Origin of the sequence: Streptomyces sp. Y2F8-2 (assembly GCF_014905555.1) — a bacterium.
In the GTDB taxonomy this organism is placed as follows: Bacteria; Actinomycetota; Actinomycetes; order Streptomycetales; family Streptomycetaceae; genus Streptomyces; species Streptomyces cynarae.
Window position 1 is genome coordinate 626,393 of sequence record NZ_BNGS01000001.1, and the last position, 18,254, is coordinate 644,646.

General features: G+C 71.6%; 17 protein-coding genes and 1 pseudogene. 10 read left to right on the forward strand and 8 right to left on the reverse strand.

The window, feature by feature from the left end:
• Positions 1–20 precede the first annotated feature (20 nt).
• Entirely contained in the window at positions 21–287 is a 267-nt protein-coding gene (locus SY2F82_RS02825) for a protealysin inhibitor emfourin (RefSeq protein WP_200417302.1), read from the reverse strand.
• A gap of 21 nt (positions 288–308) precedes the next feature.
• Positions 309–1,379 carry a M4 family metallopeptidase gene (locus SY2F82_RS02830; protein WP_200417303.1) on the reverse strand — a complete coding sequence of 357 codons (1,071 nt, stop codon included), beginning with the start codon at positions 1,377–1,379 and terminating at the stop codon, positions 309–311.
• A 279-nt stretch (positions 1,380–1,658) separates the two neighbouring features.
• On the opposite strand from SY2F82_RS02830, the gene SY2F82_RS02835 reads away from it, so the two are divergent.
• The 4 genes from SY2F82_RS02835 to SY2F82_RS02850 are packed head-to-tail and all read left to right on the forward strand — an operon-like array spanning position 1,659 to position 4,904.
• The gene (locus tag SY2F82_RS02835; RefSeq protein ID WP_200417304.1) at positions 1,659–2,729 is read left to right on the forward strand and encodes a PhoH family protein; all 1,071 of its coding nucleotides are present in this window, start codon (positions 1,659–1,661) and stop codon (positions 2,727–2,729) included.
• A gap of 14 nt (positions 2,730–2,743) precedes the next feature.
• Entirely contained in the window at positions 2,744–3,241 is a 498-nt protein-coding gene (ybeY, locus tag SY2F82_RS02840; RefSeq protein ID WP_103838288.1) for an rRNA maturation RNase YbeY, read from the forward strand.
• Positions 3,238–4,548 carry a hemolysin family protein gene (locus tag SY2F82_RS02845; RefSeq protein ID WP_200417305.1) on the forward strand — a complete coding sequence of 437 codons (1,311 nt, stop codon included), beginning with the start codon at positions 3,238–3,240 and terminating at the stop codon, positions 4,546–4,548. The genes ybeY and SY2F82_RS02845 overlap by 4 nt, the downstream gene beginning before the upstream one ends.
• Positions 4,545–4,904 carry an MmcQ/YjbR family DNA-binding protein gene (locus tag SY2F82_RS02850; protein ID WP_200417306.1) on the forward strand — a complete coding sequence of 120 codons (360 nt, stop codon included), beginning with the start codon at positions 4,545–4,547 and terminating at the stop codon, positions 4,902–4,904. Before SY2F82_RS02845 ends, SY2F82_RS02850 begins: the two co-directional genes overlap by 4 nt.
• Here SY2F82_RS02850 and SY2F82_RS02855 read toward each other — a convergent pair.
• Positions 4,866–6,326 (reverse strand): MFS transporter, encoded by a 1,461-nt coding sequence (locus SY2F82_RS02855; protein WP_200417307.1) that lies wholly within the window; start codon positions 6,324–6,326, stop codon positions 4,866–4,868. The two genes, SY2F82_RS02850 and SY2F82_RS02855, sit on opposite strands and share 39 nt — an antisense overlap.
• 91 nt (positions 6,327–6,417) lie before the next feature.
• On the opposite strand from SY2F82_RS02855, the gene SY2F82_RS02860 reads away from it, so the two are divergent.
• From SY2F82_RS02860 to SY2F82_RS02875, 4 genes and pseudogenes are all read left to right on the forward strand, one after another.
• On the forward strand, positions 6,418–7,287 hold the full coding sequence (locus SY2F82_RS02860) for a helix-turn-helix transcriptional regulator (protein ID WP_236041063.1): 870 nt from the start codon (positions 6,418–6,420) through the stop codon (positions 7,285–7,287).
• Positions 7,288–7,478: 191 nt separating this feature from the next.
• Positions 7,479–7,832: a cytidine deaminase gene (locus SY2F82_RS02865; protein ID WP_200417308.1), complete on the forward strand. Its 354-nt coding sequence runs from the start codon at positions 7,479–7,481 to the stop codon at positions 7,830–7,832.
• Positions 7,833–7,980: 148 nt separating this feature from the next.
• On the forward strand, positions 7,981–9,300 hold the full coding sequence (locus SY2F82_RS02870; protein WP_200417309.1) for a beta-xylosidase: 1,320 nt from the start codon (positions 7,981–7,983) through the stop codon (positions 9,298–9,300).
• 59 nt (positions 9,301–9,359) lie between these two features.
• Positions 9,360–10,367 (forward strand): annotated as a pseudogene (locus tag SY2F82_RS02875) (WxL protein peptidoglycan domain-containing protein); the annotation flags it as partial.
• Here the strand turns inward: SY2F82_RS02875 and SY2F82_RS02880 are convergent.
• Both SY2F82_RS02880 and SY2F82_RS02885 read right to left on the reverse strand, forming a co-directional pair.
• Positions 10,264–10,602 (reverse strand): P-II family nitrogen regulator, encoded by a 339-nt coding sequence (locus tag SY2F82_RS02880; RefSeq protein ID WP_200417310.1) that lies wholly within the window; start codon positions 10,600–10,602, stop codon positions 10,264–10,266. The pseudogene SY2F82_RS02875 and the gene SY2F82_RS02880 sit on opposite strands and share 104 nt — an antisense overlap.
• Positions 10,599–11,948, reverse strand: coding sequence for an ammonium transporter (locus SY2F82_RS02885; RefSeq protein WP_374707114.1), 1,350 nt, complete (start codon positions 11,946–11,948; stop codon positions 10,599–10,601). Before SY2F82_RS02885 ends, SY2F82_RS02880 begins: the two co-directional genes overlap by 4 nt.
• 185 nt (positions 11,949–12,133) lie before the next feature.
• On the opposite strand from SY2F82_RS02885, the gene era reads away from it, so the two are divergent.
• A complete protein-coding gene (gene era / locus SY2F82_RS02890) occupies positions 12,134–13,084 on the forward strand; it encodes a GTPase Era (RefSeq protein WP_200417311.1) in 951 nt (316 codons plus the stop codon).
• A 558-nt stretch (positions 13,085–13,642) separates the two neighbouring features.
• Here the strand turns inward: era and SY2F82_RS02895 are convergent.
• From SY2F82_RS02895 to SY2F82_RS02905, 3 genes are all read right to left on the reverse strand, one after another.
• A complete protein-coding gene (locus tag SY2F82_RS02895; protein WP_236041065.1) occupies positions 13,643–14,809 on the reverse strand; it encodes a carbohydrate kinase family protein in 1,167 nt (388 codons plus the stop codon).
• Between the two features lie 146 nt (positions 14,810–14,955).
• Complete coding sequence (locus SY2F82_RS02900) at positions 14,956–16,332, reverse strand: glucarate dehydratase family protein (protein WP_200417312.1); 1,377 nt, start codon at positions 16,330–16,332, stop codon at positions 14,956–14,958.
• Positions 16,329–17,225: a 5-dehydro-4-deoxyglucarate dehydratase gene (locus tag SY2F82_RS02905; protein ID WP_374707126.1), complete on the reverse strand. Its 897-nt coding sequence runs from the start codon at positions 17,223–17,225 to the stop codon at positions 16,329–16,331. Before SY2F82_RS02905 ends, SY2F82_RS02900 begins: the two co-directional genes overlap by 4 nt.
• 177 nt (positions 17,226–17,402) lie before the next feature.
• Here SY2F82_RS02905 and SY2F82_RS02910 point away from each other — a divergent pair, with 177 nt between their 5' ends.
• Positions 17,403–18,185 (forward strand): IclR family transcriptional regulator, encoded by a 783-nt coding sequence (locus tag SY2F82_RS02910; RefSeq protein WP_200417314.1) that lies wholly within the window; start codon positions 17,403–17,405, stop codon positions 18,183–18,185.
• Positions 18,186–18,254 lie beyond the last annotated feature (69 nt).

Here is an 18,254-nt window from a genome sequence, read left to right on the forward strand (position 1 = left end):
TTCTCTTCAAGTACCCGCAGTCAGGCCCCTTCCTTCAGTACCCGCGAGACCAACTGCCGCTGCTCCTCGGTCAGCCGGGGATCGGCGGCGTACACCGTCCTGCCGTCCACGGTGATCTGGTAGCTGAACCCGTCGGGAACCCCCGCGGGAGGCGCGCCCTGGCCGGCCGCGAGCGCGCGCTCGGCCAGGGCATGCCACTCGGGTGCGTCGGGTCGCCCCGAGGTGTCCACCTCGGCCTGCCGCTCGACGCCCGCGAAACCGCCCGTGCGCCTGACGTGAATACGCATGGGTGTCTGTCTAGTACAGAACTACGCGGTCGGCACCCCGACCTCCTCCCAGGCCTTGAGCACCGCCTCCTGCTCCTGGCCGGTGGCGCCGTAGCGGGACTTGGCGGCCGTCACGGTCAGCTTCGCGAAGTCGGCGAAGGTCGCGTCCTGTTGCAGTTCGCCGCCGGTGAGCACGTCGTACCAGATCTGCCCGGCCCGCTCCCAGGCGTGTCCGCCGAGCGCGCCGGCGACCAGGTAGAAGGCGTGGTTGGGGATGCCGGAGTTGATGTGCACGCCGCCGTTGTCCTGGCTGGTCCTCACATACCCGGCCATGGTCGCGGGCTGCGGGTCCTTGCCGAGCGCCGGATCGTCGTACGCGGTGCCCGGCGCCTTCATGGAGCGCAGCGCCGTGCCGTTCACCTGCGGGGCGAGGAGTCCGGCGCCGATCAGCCAGTCGGCCTGGTCGGCGGTCTGGCCGAGGGTGTACTGCTTGATCAGCGAGCCGAAGACGTCCGAGACGGACTCGTTGAGGGCACCCGACTGGCCGAAGTAGACCAGGTTGGCCGTGTACTGGGTGACGCCGTGGGTGAGTTCGTGCCCGATGACGTCCACCGGGAGGGTGAAGTCGAGGAAGATCCTGCCGTCGCCGTCGCCGAACACCATCTGCTCGCCGTTCCAGAAGGCGTTGTCGTAGTCCTCGCCGAAGTGCACGCTGGCGTCCAGCGGGAGGCCCTTGCCGTCGACGGAGTCGCGGCCGTACGCCGTCCGGTACAGCTCGAAGGTGGCGCCGAGGCCCGTGTAGGCGCGGTTGACGGTGGCGTCCTTGCCGGGCTCGTCGCCCTCGCCGCGGACCTCCTTCCCGGGCAGCGTCTGGTGGTGCCCGGCGTCGTAGACGGTGCGGTGCGGCCGGCCGACGGTGTCCTGGGGCGGGGTCGCCGCGGGTGCGCCGATGACCGTGGTCAGCCGGCGGCGGGTGCGCTCGAGGGCGTCGCGCTCCAGGGTGCGGCGCGCGGGAGCGGCGAGCGCGGTGTCCTCGTGCCGGGCGAGTTTGTCGAGGACGTGCGGTGGCACGATGGTGCAGAAGACGGGCCCGTGGCCCCCGTGACTGGTCATGTGCGGCACCATTGCACTGAGTCATCGCCCTGTCACCCCTCGCAACCATGATTGATGAAAAGGCGCGATACGGAGCGGTGTGTTCCGCGAAGAGGTGGTATGGGTCTCCGCGCCCGAGGGTGGCGGCCCGGGGTGGCGAAGTCACCCGAGCGGCGGTGCAAGACCGCGACGAAAAGCCCTACGGGTCTGTCAGCCCCGCGTCGTACTCTTGAAGTCGCGAGGCCGCCGTCAGTCGTGCGGCCGTACGGAGGAGGAATCGCAGGCCTACAGAGCCGGCCCATGACTCAGACACCCACAGCTCACACCCCCGCGCAGGGGCAGGCGAGTGCACAGATCACCGTCCCCGCCCAGCACCCGATGGTGATGGTGCTGGGTTCCGGCGACTCCCTGCTGCGCGTGATCGAGACGGCCTTCCCCGGGGTCGACATCCATGTCCGGGGCAATGAGATCAGCGCGGTCGGCGAGGCGACGGAGGTCGCCCTGATCCAGCGCCTGTTCGCCGAGATGATGCTGGTGCTCCGCACCGGGCAGCCGATGACGGAGGACGCAGTGGAACGCTCGATCGCCATGCTCCGGGCGGGCGAGAACGGCGAGGGTGCGCCGGAGACCCCGGCGCAGGTGCTGACGCAGAACATCCTGTCGTCGCGCGGCCGCACCATCCGCCCGAAGACGCTCAACCAGAAGCGGTACGTGGACGCGATCGACAAGCACACGATCGTCTTCGGCATCGGCCCCGCGGGTACGGGCAAGACCTACCTCGCCATGGCGAAGGCGGTGCAGGCCCTGCAGTCCAAGCAGGTCAACCGCATCATCCTGACCCGTCCGGCGGTGGAGGCGGGCGAGCGCCTCGGCTTCCTGCCCGGCACCCTCTACGAGAAGATCGACCCGTACCTGCGCCCGCTGTACGACGCGCTGCACGACATGCTCGACCCCGACTCGATCCCCCGGCTGATGGCCGCGGGCACGATCGAGGTCGCCCCCCTCGCGTACATGCGCGGCCGCACGCTCAACGACGCCTTCATCATCCTGGACGAGGCCCAGAACACCAGCCCCGAGCAGATGAAGATGTTCCTCACCCGCCTCGGCTTCGACTCGAAGATCGTGATCACGGGTGACGTCACCCAGGTCGACCTCCCGGACGGCACCAAGAGCGGTCTGCGCCAGGTCCAGGAGATCCTGGAGGGCGTCGAGGACGTCCACTTCTCCCGGCTGTCGTCGCACGATGTCGTACGGCACAAGCTGGTCGGCCGTATCGTCGACGCGTACGAGCAGTACGACAGCAGGCACGGCACCCAGAACGGCACGCACAAGGGGCAGAGCCGGGGCAAGGCCGGGCACAAGGGGAAGTAGAGACCGAGCACCACATGTCGATCGACGTCAACAACGAGTCCGGAACCGAGGTCGACGAGCAGGCGATCCTCGACATCGCCCGCTACGCGCTCGCGCGGATGCGCATCCACCCGCTCTCCGAGCTCTCGGTGATCGTCGTGGACGCCGACGCCATGGAGCAGCTGCACGTGCAGTGGATGGACCTGCCGGGGCCCACGGACGTCATGTCCTTCCCGATGGACGAGCTGCGGCCGCCGTCCAAGGACGACGACGAGCCCCCGCAGGGTCTGCTCGGCGACATCGTGCTGTGCCCCGAGGTCGCCGCCAAGCAGGGCGCCGAGGCCCCGACGCAGCACTCCATGGACGAGGAGCTGCAGTTGCTCACCGTCCACGGGGTGCTGCACCTGCTGGGCTACGACCACGAGGAACCGGACGAGAAGGCCGAGATGTTCGGTCTGCAGGCCGCCATCGTGGACGGCTGGCGCGCGGAGAGGGGCCTGACCGGCCCGTCCCCGGCCCCCACCGTGTCATGAGCCCCCAGATCGTCGTCGGCGCGATCGCCCTGGTCGTCGTCGCCTGGCTCGCCGCCTGCGCGGAGGCGGGCCTGGCGCGCGTCTCCAGCTTCCGCGCCGAGGAGGCCGTCAGGGCGGGCCGGCGCGGCAGCGCCAAGCTCGCCCAGGTCGCCGCGGACCCGACCCGCTACCTGAACGTGGCGCTGCTGGTCCGTGTCGCCTGCGAGATGGCCGCCGCCGCCCTGGTCACCTACGCCTGCCTGAAGGAGCTCAGCGGGACCGCCGAGGCCCTGCTGGTGGCGATCGCGGTCATGGTCCTGGTGTCGTACGTCGCCGTCGGCGTCTCCCCGCGCACGATCGGCCGCCAGCACCCGCTGAACACGGCCACGGTGGCGGCGTACGTCCTGGTGCCGCTGGCCCGGATCATGGGCCCGATCCCGTCCCTCCTCATCCTCATCGGCAACGCGCTCACCCCTGGCAAGGGCTTCCGCCGCGGCCCCTTCGCCTCCGAGGCGGAGCTGCGCGCCCTCGTCGACCTCGCCGAGAAGGAGTCCCTGATCGAGGCCGAGGAGCGCCGCATGGTGCACTCGGTGTTCGAGCTGGGCGACACCCTGGTGCGGGAGGTGATGGTGCCGAGGACGGACCTGGTCACCATCGAGCGCTTCAAGACGATCCGCCAGGCCCTCACCCTCGCCCTGCGCTCCGGTTTCTCGCGCATCCCGGTCACCGGGGAGAGCGAGGACGACGTCGTCGGGATCGTGTACCTGAAGGACCTGGTCCGCAAGACGCACATCAGCCGGGACGCCGAGTCGGAGCTGGTGTCCACCGCCATGCGGCCGGCCGCCTTCGTGCCCGACACCAAGAACGCGGGCGACCTGCTGCGCGAGATGCAGAAGGAGCGCAACCACGTCGCGGTCGTCATCGACGAGTACGGCGGCACGGCCGGCATCGTCACCATCGAGGACATCCTCGAGGAGATCGTCGGCGAGATCACCGACGAGTACGACCGCGAACTGCCGCCGGTGGAGGAGCTGGGCGACGACCGCTACCGGGTCACCGCCCGTCTGGACATCGGCGACCTGGGCGAGCTGTACGGGCTCGAGGCGTTCGACGACGAGGACGTGGAGACCGTCGGCGGTCTGCTCGCCAAGGCCCTGGGCCGGGTGCCCATCGCCGGGGCGTCGTCCGTGGTGGAGCTTCCGGACGGCCGGGAACTGCGCCTGACGGCGGAGGCCGCGGCGGGCCGCCGCAACAAGATCGTGACGGTATTGGTGGAGCCCGTGGGTCCGGCGGAGAGCGCCGAGGACGAGGAGAAGAAGCCCGAGTGACCCCTCAGGAGCTGCGCACCTTCTGTCTGTCGTTCAACGCGGCGGTGGAGGACTTCCCGTTCAACCCGGAGACCTCGGTCTTCAAGGTGCAGGGCAAGCTCTTCGCGCTGACGACCCTGGACGCGCGGCCGCTGAAGGTCAACCTCAAGTGCGACCCGGACGACGCGGTGCGGCTCCGCCGCGAGCACGAGGGCCTGATCGTCCCCGGCTGGCACATGAACAAGCGCCACTGGAACACGGTCACGGTCGACGGCGAGCTCCCGGACCGCCTGGTCCGGGAGCTCGTCGAGGACTCGTACGACCTGGTCGTCGCCGGCCTACCGCGCGCCGACCGCCTCCGACTCGACCGCCCCTGAGCCGCCCGCACGCCGGGTGCGCAGTCCCAGCGCCACCAGCACCGCCGCCGCCAGGACGATCGCGGCGTCCAGCGCGATCACCGTGTGCACGCCCGACAGCAGGTCCGTCGAGGTGGTGGCAAGGACGCCGAGGATCGGGATGCCCACGGTGATGCCGACCTGCTGGGTGGAGGTGACCAGGCCGGTGGCCAGGCCCTGCTCCTCGTCCGGGACGCCCGAGGTGACCGTCAGGCCGTAGGAGATGATCGCGCCCAGGTGGCACATGCTGGCCAGGGAGACGGCGGCCGTGGCGAGCCACACCGACCAGACGTGGCTGTTCAGGCCCAGCAGGGCGGCGATCAGCGCCCCCTGCCCGGCGAGCGAGCCGACCAGCGTGCGGCGGGCGCCGAAGCGGCCGATGACCTTGGGGGCGTACGTGCCCGCCACCGCCGACAGGACACCCTGGAAGCCGAAGACCAGACCGGTCTCGAAGGCGGACAGACGCAGGACCTCCTGGAGGTAGAGCGTCAGCACGAAGATCACCGTCGACATCATCGAGAAGGTGACCAGGCCGCCCAGGTTGCCCCACGCCACCGTGCGGCGGCGCAGCATGGGCAGCGAGACCAGGGGCTGCGCGGTGCGGGACTCGACGAAGGCGAACGCCGTCAGCAGAAGGGCGCCGACGACCAGCGTCGTGATGACGTCCGCACGGCCGAAGCCGTGGTCGGCGGCCGTGGACAGGGCGTAGATCAGGGAGAGCAGGCCGCCGGTGACGGTGATCGCGCCGGGGACGTCCAGGCGCGGGCGGTCCGGGGTGCGGGACTCGGGCAGCAGACCGGGGGCGAGCGGGAGCACGATCAGCGCGAAGACCGAGAGCAGGCCCATCGTGGAGCGCCAGCCGAGGGCGTCGGTGAGGACGCCGCCCGCGACCATGCCGACCGTGAAGCCCAGCGACAGCAGCGTGCCGGAGATACCGAGGGCGCGGTCGCGGGCCGGGCCCTCCGGGAAGGTGGTGGTGAGCAGCGACATCCCGGTCGGCACGATCGCCGCCGCGCCGAGGCCCTGAAGGGCGCGGCCCGCCAGGAACGAGGCCGGGTCCCAGGCGAACGTCGCGAGCAGCGAGGCGGCGCCGAACAGGGCCAGGCCGGCCAGGAACAGCTTGCGGCGCCCGTAGAGGTCGCCGATCCGGCCGAACAGGAGCAGGAAGCCACCGGACGGCAGGGCGAACGCGGTGACCGCCCACTGAAGGGCGGAGCGGCTCATTCCCAGGTCGTCGCCGAGGACGGGCAGCGCCACGTTCAGGACGGAGAAGTCCAGCGCGACCATGAACTGGGCCGCGCACAGCACGAAGAGGACGAGTTTGTCGCGCGTCGACAGCCGGGGGTTGTCGAGCGGTTCGCGTGCGGAGGTGGTCGAGGTGGAGGTGGTGGTGTCGATCGCCATGGGCAAGAGCCTCGTGCGAGCGGAACATCCATGGGGAGTCGGCACTTATGGTGGTGGTCGCACCACCAGACACCGACGGGGGGATCCGTACGTGCCCGAGGACGCGCTGAAGAGCCATCGGCTGCGGGAGTTGCGCGAGTTCCTGATGAGCAGGCGTGCCCGGGTCACCCCGGCGGAGGCCGGACTGCCCGCCGGCGGGCCGCGGCGCCGTACGCCCGGTCTGCGCCGCGAGGAGGTCGCCGTGCTGGCCGGGGTGGGCGTCTCCTGGTACCAGTGGCTGGAACAGGGGCGGGACATCTCCGTCTCCCCGCAGGTACTGGACGCGGTGGCGCGGGTGCTGCGGCTCAGCAACGCGGAGCGCCGGCATCTGTACGTCCTGGCCGGGCTGAACCCGCCCGCGCCGGAGCCGGCGCCCGACCACGGCTGCGAGGGCATGCGGCGGCTGATCGACGCCTGGATGCCGTATCCGGCCCACATCATGGACCGGTACTACAACTGCGTGATGTACAACGACGCCGCGGGCTGGGTGCTCGGGATGCGGCCCGAGATCACGCAGAACTGCATCGTCGACTTCTTCACCGACCCGCTGTACCGCTCCCGCTCCCACAGCTGGGAGCAGAACGCGCACACGGTCGTCGCACAGTTCCGGGCGATGTGCTCGGACAACCCCGACGACGAGGGGTTCCGGGCGGTGCTGGCCGAGCTCAAGGCGGCGAGCCCGGAGTTCACCGAGCTGTGGGAGCGGCGGGACATCAAGGACGCCGGGGTGGTCCGCAAGGAGCTGGACCATCCGCTGGTGGGGCTGCTGTGCGTGGAGTCGACGGCGCTGAAGGTGCCGGCGCGGCCCGACCTGACGATCGTGCTCCACACCCCGCTGGAGGAGGCGAACACCACGGCGAAGCTGGAGTGGCTGGCCTCGCCGCAGGGCAGGCGCGGGGCGATGTATCCCGTGGCGGGCTGACCTCGGCGTCTTCCGTCACGGGACGACTTCGGCGGTAACGCGTCACGGGACGACTTCGGCGGTAACGCGTCGCGGGACGATCTCGGCGGTAACGCGTCGCGGGACGATCTCGGCGGCAACCCGTCGCGGGACGATCTCGGCGGTGTACCCCGTTGCGCGATGACCTCGACCGCTCTTCGTATGCTCGTGGCATGACCGACAGCAATGCGCTCGACCCCGAGGACCGCAAGATCGTCACCCTGGCCCGTTCCGCGCGGGCCCGCAACGGCGTGCCCGAGGGGGCCGCGGTGCGGGACGAGACCGGACGGACGTACGTCGCCGGGACCGTCGCCCTCGAGTCGCTGAAGCTGAGTGCCCTGCAGACGGCGGTGGCCATGGCGGTGGCCTCGGGCGCGAAGTCGCTGGAGGCGGCGGCGGTCGTCACGGAGGCCGGGGTCGCGTCCGCGGAGGACCGCGCGGCCGTACGGGATCTCGGCGGGCCTCAGACGCCCGTGCTGGTGGCCGGGCCGGACGGGACGGTTCGCGTCACGGTGACCGCGGGCTGACGGCTCGCGCCACGGTCGAATGGACAAAACTGACGGCCCGTCAGTCCACTTGCCGCATCTCCATTGACTTCTCACACAACCCGCACGTCAATGGCCCCCTGTCGGCGCAGAAGAGCCGCTGCGCCCGCAACCACACGAGGGGGCCGTCATGGCTTTACCGACTCGAAGACGCCGCTGGGCCTCGATACTCACGGTGACCGCCCTCGCGGTCGCCGGCGGGGGTGCCCTGGCCTGTCCGGCCGGCGCCGCACCGCAGCAGGTGGACTTCCCCACCCACTGCATTCCGCCCGCGGTCGCGGGCATCCCCCCGATCGACGGCACCACCACCGCGAAGATCACGGTGGACAACGCCAGTCCCAAGGTCGGCGACACGGTCACCGTGACCTACACGGTGGTCAAGGCCGCCGCGAGCAATCCGACCGACCTGGCGCTGCCGGCCGACATCATGACCCCGACCGGAAAAGTGTCCCTCGGGGGCGCCCAGACCGGTGACGTCACCGTCGCCGGGCCGAAGAAGAACCCGCCGGTGCCGGGGAAGGCGGCCTTCCCGTCCTTCTCCATGACCGGAACGTTCACCGTCACCAAGGCCGGCCAGATCACCCTCTCGCCGGGCGACTACAACATCCACACCAGCTACATCCTCGAGCTGGACACCCCGTGCACGGTGACCAACCCGCCCGCCCCGGTGTCGGAGACCGTCACGGCGACCGACGGCACCCCGGCCAACACCCGGGCCATCTCGCTGAGTTCGGCCTCCGGTGACCCGGGCGCCAGTGTCACCGTCAGCGGCAGCAACTTCACGCCGGGCGCGACCGTCACCCTGGCCGGGCGGGCCGGGGGCACCCCGACCGCGGACACCGCCACCGTGACCGCGAACTCCCAGGGCTCCTTCAGCGGTTCACTCGTCGTCAACGACAGAGCCACGACCGGGATCGTGGCCTACGAGGGCGGCTCCTGGAGCCAGGACAAGGGCGCGGGCCCGGCGGCGTACGTGGTCGACGACAACACGCCCGTCCCGGCCGGCAGTCAGAAGCTGACCACCACCGTCAAGGCGGGCACCCTGTCCATGTCCCAGGCCGGGGACGCCGTGGCCCTGGCGGCGGTGGACTTCGGCGAGGGAGGGACCTCCGCCGGGAAGCTCCAGACCGTGACCGTGCAGGACTTCCGCGGTGGCCCCGCCGGCTGGTCCCTGACCGGCAAGGTCACGAACTTCACCGGGCCCGGCGGCAAGATCGACGCCGGGAAGCTGAACTGGACCCCGGCCTGCGCGACCAAGCCGGGCAGCCCCAGCACCTGCAAGGCCGGCTCGGCAGGAGCCGTGGGCACCTCGGGGGCGACCCTCGCGTCGACGTCCGACGGCATGCTCACCGGCGGCCAGTTCACCGTCGACGCCGGGCTGTCCCTGGACGTACCGGCGTTCACGCCTCCGGGCTCGTACTCCGGTGTGCTCACCCTGACGCTCGCCTGAGCGCAAGGGGCGTCCGCACCCGCCCGTTCCCCGTCCCTCGTCCGTGGGGGTCCGCACCCATGCGCAAGCTGTACGTCCTCCTCCTGGGCCTCGCGCTCGCAGGGCAGGCCACGCCCGCGCACGCCGCCGACAACGGCAGCTGGTCGGTCTACCCGGTCGCCTCGAAAGTCGCCGCGCGGCCGTACTTCTACCTCTCCGCCGACCCCGGCCAGACCCTCAGCGACAAGGTCGCCGTCCAGAACAAGACCGGCAAGCCGATCGCCTTCCGGCTCTACGCGGCCGACGCCTACAACACGCCCAGGGACGGCGGCTTCGCCGTACGCACGCCGGCGGAACGGATGCTGGCGGTGGGCGCCTGGGCGAGGCCCGCGCAGTCCCGGATCACCGTGCCCGGGCACAGGACCGTCACCGTGCCCTTCACGCTGCATGTGCCCGAGGCTGCGGAACCCGGCGACCACCCGGGCGCGATCGTCGCGCTCGACGAGCAGCCGGCCCCGGGCAGCGGCACGCCGGCCCTCGGCGTGCAGCGGGCGGTCGCCGCACGGGTCTACCTCCGCGTCGGCGGACCCACGCTGCCCGCCATCGCCGTGGAGGACGTCCGTGTCACCCACCGGCAACCCCTGGTCCCCGGCCTCGGCGACAGCACGGCGACCGTCTCCTACACCCTGCACAACACGGGCAACGTCACCCTCGCCCCGAAGGTGGAGCTGCGGGCGACGGGCCTGTTCGGCCGGACGCTCCTGACGCGCTCACTGTCGCGGATCCCCTCCGAGCTGCTGCCCGGTCAGCGCGTGCGGTTGTCCGAACCATGGCGGGACGCACCCCAGTTCGACTGGGGCGACGTCACATTGACGGCGAGCGCGAAGGACACGCGTGAGTCGGCGAGCGCCTCGTTCTTCGCGCTGCCGTGGCTGGTGGTCGCGGCCGTGTTCGTCGCGGGGGTCGTGGCGGGAGCGTCGGCGGTCAGAGCGCGTCGGGGCCGCGTTCGCCCGTCCGTACGCGTACGACCGTCTCGACCGGCAGTGCCCAGACCTTTCCGTCTCCGATCTTCCCCGTCTGCGCGGCCTTCACGATCGCGTCGATGACGGCGTCGGCGTCCGCGTCCTCCACCACGACCTCGATCCGGACCTTGGGCACGAGGTCGACCCGGTACTCGGCCCCCCGGTACACCTCGGTGTGGCCGCGCTGACGGCCGTAGCCGCTGGCCTCGGTCACGGTCAGGCCGTGCACTCCGAGTTCCTGCAGGGCCGTCTTGACCGCGTCGAGGCGGAACGGCTTGACGATCGCGGTGATGAGCTTCATGCCTGGGTCGTGACCTTCTGGGTGGTTGCGGGGACGGAGTGGGCGACCGGGGCGCCGTGGCCCAGGACCCCGTGATCGTAAGCGGTCTCGGCGTGCACCGTAAGGTCCAGTCCGGTGTGCTCCTGCTCCTCGCTCGCGCGCAAGCCCATCGTCTTGTCGATCAGCTTGCCGATGCCGTACGTCACGGCGAAGGCGTACAGCGCCACCACGACCACCGCGAGGAGCTGCTTGCCGAGCTGGGCGATCCCGCCGCCGTAGAGGAGGCCCTCGGCCCCGCCGGTCATCTCCTTCACCGCGAACAGGCCGATGAGGAGGGTGCCGATGACGCCGCCGACCAGGTGGACGCCGACGACGTCGAGCGAGTCGTCGTAGTTCAGCTTGAACTTCCAGCTCACGGCGTACGAGCAGACGACGCCGGCGGCGAGGCCGACGACCAGCGCGCCGAGCAGGGACACCGTGCCGCAGGACGGCGTGATGGCGACCAGGCCCGCGACCGCGCCGGACGCCGCGCCCAGAGTGGTGGGGTGGCCGTCGCGCTTCTGCTCGACGAAGAGCCAGCCGAGCAGGCCGGTGCAGCCGGCGGCGAGGGTGTTGAGGAAGGCGGCCGCGGCGAGGCCGTTCGCGCCGAGGGCCGAACCGGCGTTGAATCCGAACCAGCCGAACCACAGCAGACCTGCGCCGAGCATCACCATGGGCAGGTTGTGGGGACGCATGGCGTCCTTCTTGAAGCCCAGACGCGGGCCGAGGACCAGGCACAGCGCCAGTCCGGACGCGCCGGAGGTGATCTCGACGGGCAGGCCGCCCGCGAAGTCGAGGGCGCCGAGCCTGTCCAGGATCCAGCCGCCCGGACCCCACACCCAGTGGGCGACGGGAACGTATACGAGCAGGGCCCAGACGGGCACGAAGACCAGCCAGGCGCCGAACTTCGCGCGGTCCGCGATCGCGCCGCTGATCAGGGCGGCGGTGATGATCGCGAAGGTGAGCTGGAAGGTGGCGAAGAGGAGGGTGGGCACGGTGCCGTGGAGGCTGTCCGGGCCGAGGCCCGCCATGCCCGAGTGCTTCAGCCCGCCGATGAGGCCGGCGAACGCGTCGTCGCCGAAGGCGAGGGAGTAGCCGCAGGCCAGCCACACCACCGTGACCAGGGCGATCGACACGAAGCTCATCATCAGCATGTTGAGCACGCTTTTCGTGCGGACCATGCCGCCGTAGAAGAGGGCGAGGCCGGGAGTCATCAGCAGCACGAGGGCGGTGGCGGCGAGCAGCCAGGCGGTGTCGCCGGTGTCGATGGGGGTCCCCCCTGCTCGAGCGGAGTCGAGAGCTAGGGGGAGGGGCGCGGCCAGGGTCACGGGCTCTCCTACGGTCCGGGGGCTCGTCCGAGGGTCACCGGCGCTCGTTTCCTGTTGCGTACAGGTGTGTTTCCGTGACGTTTCGTATTGCGGGAAGGTTTCCGGAATCTCACCGGGGTGCTCGCGGGGCCCGGGGCGCGGCCGGGCGTGCGGAGGGGCTCCGTGGATCAGGGAGAATGGGCGCCATGAGCGTGCGCACCCAGCCATCCGAGCCCACCGAGGCCGTCCACCGGGCGGGCTTCGCCTGTTTCGTGGGCCGCCCCAACGCGGGCAAGTCCACCCTGACGAACGCTCTGGTCGGGCAGAAGGTGGCGATCACCTCGAACCGGCCGCAGACGACGCGGCACACGGTGCGGGGCATCGTGCACCGGCCGGACGCCCAGCTGATCCTGGTGGACACACCGGGTCTGCACAAGCCGCGCACGCTGCTGGGCGAGCGGCTGAACGACGTGGTGCGCACGACGTGGGCGGAGGTCGACGTGATCGGCTTCTGTCTGCCCGCCGACCAGAAGATCGGCCCAGGGGACCGCTTCATCGCGAAGGAACTGGCGGGGATCAGGAAGACCCCCAAGGTCGCGATCGTCACGAAGACGGACCTGGTGGACTCCAAGGCCCTGGCCGAGCAGCTCATCGCGATCGACCGGCTGGGTGAGGAGCTGGGGATCGAGTGGGCGGAGATCGTCCCCGTGTCGGCGACCGCGAACAAGCAGGTGGACCTGCTGGCGGACCTGCTGATCCCGCTGCTGCCGGAGGGGCCGGCGCTGTATCCCGAGGGCGATCTGACGGACGAGCCGGAGCAGGTCATGGTGGCGGAGCTCATCCGTGAGGCGGCGCTGGAGGGCGTCCGGGACGAACTGCCGCACTCGATCGCGGTGGTGGTGGAGGAGATGCTGCCGCGCGAGGACCGGCCCGCGGACAAGCCGCTGCTGGACATCCACGCGAACGTCTACATCGAGCGGCCGAGCCAGAAGGGGATCATCATCGGTCCCAAGGGCAAGCGGCTGAAGGAGGTCGGCATCAAGTCCCGCAAGCACATCGAGGCGCTGCTGGGGACGCCGGTGTTCCTGGACCTCCACGTGAAGGTGGCCAAGGACTGGCAACGGGACCCGAAGCAGCTGCGGCGCCTGGGCTTCTGAGCGGTTCCCGCCCCTGCCACCCCTACCCTTCCCGCCCTCCAGGGGCTCCGCCCCTTCGCCCCCGCCGGGGCTCCGCCCCTGCACCCCGCCGGGGCTCCGCCCCTACACCCCGCCGAGGCTGCGCCCCTACACCCCGCCGAGGCTGCGCCCCTACACCCCGCCGAGGCTGCGCCCCTACACCCCGCCGGGGCTCCGCCCCTACACCCCGCCGGGGCTCCGCCCCTACACCCCGTCGGCGCTCCGCCCCTGCACCCCGTCGGCGCTCCGCCCCTACACCCCGCCGAGGCTGCGCCCCTACACCCCGCCGAGGCTGCGCCCCTACACCCCGCCGGGGCTCCGCCCCAGACCCCGTTCGGGGGCCGGCCCCCGAACCCCCGCTCCTCGAACGCCGGAGGGGCTGAATTCTGCGCCCGTCCGGCGTCTCCCTGCTCGAAGAGCTTGGGGAAGTTCGAGGACGGGGCCGTAGGCCGACGGCGGGGGTCTGGGGGCGCAGCCCCCCAGGGTCGGGAAGGGTAGGGGCGGCGGGGGCGGGAAAAATCCCGTGCCACCCCCGCGGCGTCACCCCGGTCGGCGGAAGCCGATCGTCGGGACGGCGCGGCGGCGCGGCCACGCTTCGATGTCCTCCTGCGGGACCAGGCCCTCCAGGAACGCGTAGCGGGTCAGGGCCGCCGGGTCCTGGCTCTCGTAGGACTGGACCTTGCGCCACCATGCCCCGATCTCCGACCAGTCGGGCGCCGACAACGAGCCGCCGAACTCCTGGACGGACAGCGCCGCCGTCAGACCGGCGAAGGCGAGGCGGTCGGCCAGCGGCCACTCCGCCAGCGTGCCGGTCACGAAACCCGCCACGAAGACGTCACCCGCCCCCGTGGGGTCCAGCGCCTCCACGGCGATCGCGGGCACGCCCGCGCTCTCCCCGGTGCGCCCGTCCACGGCGTACGCCCCCTCCGCGCCGAGGGTGACCACGGCCAGCGGCACGTACTCGGTGAGCGCGTGCGCGGCGGCGCGCGGGCAGTCCGTGCGCGTGTACCGCATGGCCTCCTCCGCGTTCGGCAGGAACGCCTCGCAGTGTTCGAGGTCGGCCAGCGCCGCCGGGTCCCACGCCCCGGTCTCGTCCCAGCCGACGTCGGCGAAGATCCGTGTGCCCTGCTTCGCGGCCTCCGCGATCCACGGCTCACGCCTGCCCGGCGTCAGCGAGGCGACCGCGGCCCGGGCGCGCGGCGGGCAGGCGAAAAGATCTTCGCCCGGAGGGCGTCCGTTGAGGGTGGTGGTGGGCGACGGGCGGGATGGCTCCTCCGGCGGCGGCTCGTGGCCGTGGGAGACCATGGTGCGCTCGCCCTCGTAGGCCATGGAGACGGTCACCGGGGAGTGCCAGCCGGGGACTTTGCGGGACGGCGAGAGGTCGATGCCCTCGCCCTCCTTCAACTCGTCCCAGCAGTACTCGCCGTAGTGGTCGTCACCGAAGGCCGCCGCCAGGCACGTCCGCAGGCCGAGGCGGGCCAGCGCGGTGGCCATGTTGGCGACGCCGCCGGGGCTCGACCCCATGCCCCGCGCCCAGGACTCGGTGCCACGCACCGGGGCGGAGTCGAGGCCGGTGAAGATGATGTCGAGGAAGACGGTCCCCGTGAGGTAGACGTCCCAGGGCGGGTCGCCGGGCGCGCGCAGCGCGCCAAGGGGGTCGACGTGGGCGTGGTGGCGGTGTGGTCCCTCTCCGATGGACGCGGTCACGGTGCGCTCCCTGGCGTGGTGCTGATCCAGCCAGTGTGCACCAAGCGTCCCTCCGGGCGGGCCGGTCGCCCGCGCCCGCCCGGGTCGGCGGTCGGCCATCGGCTGCCGGCGGGCGCGCGCCCCGTACCCGCCACGTTCGCGGGCCGCTACCAGCGGGGCACCGTCGGCGTCACCCACCCCGGGTCCGCGACCCGCATCGCCGCCGCGTCGTCGCGGTCGCGCAGGCCGCCGTCGTCGGCGAGCCAGCGCTCGTGCAGCGCGGCCAGCCGGTCGCGGTCCAGCGTGACGCCGAGCCCGGGCGCGTCGGGGACGGCGACCCGGCCACCGGTGAAGGCGATGCGCTCGGTGATGACGTCCTCGGACTGCCACGGGTAGTGGGTGTCGCAGGCGTGGTGCAGGCCCGGCACGGTGGAGGCGACATGGGTCATCGCGGCCAGCGAGATGCCGAGGTGCGTGTTGGAGTGCATGGACACCCCGACCCCGAACGCGCGGCAGATCGCGGCCAGTTCGCGCGTGTTGCGCAGCCCGCCCCAGTAGTGGTGGTCGGAGAGCACCACCTGCACGGCGCCCTGCGTGAACGCCTCCTTGATCTCGTCGAACGTGGTCACGCACATGTTGGTGGCGAGCGGCACTCCCGCCCGTCGCCCACCACCACCCTTGTCCGAGGCTCCCCCAGAGCTGAACGCCTGGGGGGACCCCCATCGCGCCGCCCCTTTCAATCGCGCGGCGACCTCGGCCATGGCGGGTGTGCCGAGGGCCGGGTCCTCCAGGTACTCGAGGACGTCGCGCAGTTCCTCGGCCACCTTCACGGAGGTCTCCACCGACCAGGCGCCGTTGGGGTCCAGGCGCAGCGGGTGCCCGGGGAACGCCTCGGCGAGCGCGCGGATCGCGGCGATCTCCTGATCGGGTGGGAAGACCCCGCCCTTGAGCTTGAAGGACGTGAAGCCGTACCGCTCCTTGAACCTGCGTGCCTGTGCGACGACGCCCGCCGGTTCGAGTGCGGCACCCCAGTCGTCCTGCTCTGCCGCTACCCCCTCGGGGTGGCCGGCCCACTTGTAGAACAGGTACGCGCTGTACTCGACCTCGTCGCGCAGCTTGCCGCCGAGCAGCGCGTGCACGGGCAGGCCGAGCGCCTTGCCGAGCGCGTCGAGGCAGGCGACCTCGAAGGCGGACAGGACGGACAGGCGCAGTTTGTCGCTGGTCTGGACGCCGCGCAGCCCGCCGACGTCGAGCCGGTCGGAGGCCCGGGAGCCGTCGACGGCCACGTCCTCGGCGACCGTGAACAGGCCGTTGAGATCGGACACCTGACGGCCGAGCAGCTTCTCGGCGAGGGGCCGGGCGAGTTCCAGGTACTTGGTGTCGCCGTAGGTCTCGCCGACGCCGCTGGTCCCGTCGGCCGTCACCACCTCGACGATCAGCCGGGGCGTGTACGGCTGGTGGACGCCCTGGGTGTTCAGCAGGGGTGGGTCGGCGACCAGGATCGGGGTCAGCCGTACCTCGGAGACCGTCAGGTCGCGGGTCACAGGGCGGCTCCTACCAGGTCGAGTCCGGTGGTCAGCAGGTCCTTCAGGTCGGCCAGGTCTGCGGCCGACGGCTCGGTGAGCGGGGCGCGCACGGGTCCCACGGGGCGGCCGCGCAGCCGGGCGGCGGCCTTGACCAGCGACACGGCGTATCCGGGCACCCGGTCGCGCAGCGCGACGAGCGGGACGTAGAAGTCGCGCAGCAGCTTGTCCACCCTGGCGTCGTCTCCGGCGTGCAGCGCGGTGAAGAAGGCGTCCGCGATCTCGGGGGCGAAGGCGTGGACGGCTGAGGAGTAGGCCGGGACGCCCACGGCGGCGTACGCGCGGGCCTGGACCTCCGCGGTGGCGGCGCCGTTGAAGAACAGGAAGCCCTCGGGTGCGGCGAGGGTGAGCCGTTGCAGCCGGTCGAGGTCGCTGTGGCCGTCCTTGAGGCCGATGACACCGGGGATCTCGGTGATGCGCCGGAACGCCTGAAGGCCGTAGGCGACCTGGCCGCGCTGGTAGGCGATCAGTGGCAGCCGGGTGCGGGCGGCGATGTGCTCGAGCTGGGCGACGAGCCCGTCCTGCGGGGCGGCGACGAGGTAGTGCGGCAGGACGAGCAGCGCGTCGGCGCCCGCCTCCTCGGCGATCCGCGCGAACCGCACGGCCTGCGCCCAGCCGTATCCGACGCCCGCGACGACGGGCACGGTGCCTGCGGCGGCCTCCACCGCGGCGGTGACGACCTGCCCGTACTCGTCCTCGTCCAGGGAGAAGAACTCACCGGTGCCGCAGGCGGGGAAGACTGCGCCGGGGCCGGTGGCGAGCTGCGCCCCGACATGGGCGCGGAACCCCTCGAGGTCGAGGGAGCCGTCGTCGTGGAAGCTCGTGAGCGGGAACGACAGGATCCCGCGCGCCATACCGTCCCGCAGCCGCCGCGCCACGGCCTCCGTGTCCGAACCGCCGCTCACCCTGTTCATCTCCCTGCCTGAATACCGTCCACGTATGAAGATGGAGGTTAGATACGCGAACGGATGCCGTCAATGCCCCGCACCGCGACCGGAGTGCCGCACCGCCCGCCGCATTACCATCGCCGCATGTCCGACACAGGGGGCGTCCGCGAGGTGAAGTCGGCCGCGCGCACGGTGGAACTGCTCGAGGTGCTCGCCGCGCGCGGCGACCGTCCGGCACGCCTGCAGGAGCTGGCGGACGAGCTCGGCGTACCGCGCAGCTCGATGTACGCCCTGCTGCAGACCCTGATCTCACGGGGCTGGGTGCGGACGGACGTCACCGGCTCGCTGTACGGCATCGGCATCCACGCGCTGCTGACGGGCACGAGCTACCTGGACTCCGACCCGCGTGTCCGCACCGTCCGCCCCTACCTGGACGAGGCGTCGGAGGCGCTCGGCGAGACGATCCACCTGGGACGGCTGGACGGCAGGGACGTGGCGTATCTGGCGACGCGCGAGTCGCACGAATACCTGCGCACGATCAGCCGCGTGGGCCGGCGGCTGCCCGCGCACGCGGGCGCGCTCGGCAAGGCACTGCTGGCGGAACGGCCGGACGAGGCGGTGCCGCAGGGGCCGTTCGAGCCCTTGACCGCCCACACGCACACCACGCGGGAGTCCCTGCTGACGGACCTCGCCGCCACGCGCGAGCGGGGCTATTCCATCGACCGGGAGGAGAGCGTCGTCGGCATCGCGGGCTTCGGCTTCGCCCTGCGCTATGACACCCCGGCACAGGACGCGATCAGCTGCTCGGTGCCGGTGGCCCGGCTGACGCAGGGTCATGAGGAGCGGATCGTCGCCGTGATGCGGGAGATCCGGGCCAGGATCGAGGGCATCACGGTGGGTGGTGCGGGCGCTCCGCACTGGCGCTGAGGGCGGCGGACGACCAAGGGAGCGACTGCTACTACCCGACGCCACCAGGACCAAACCCAAAAGTGACTC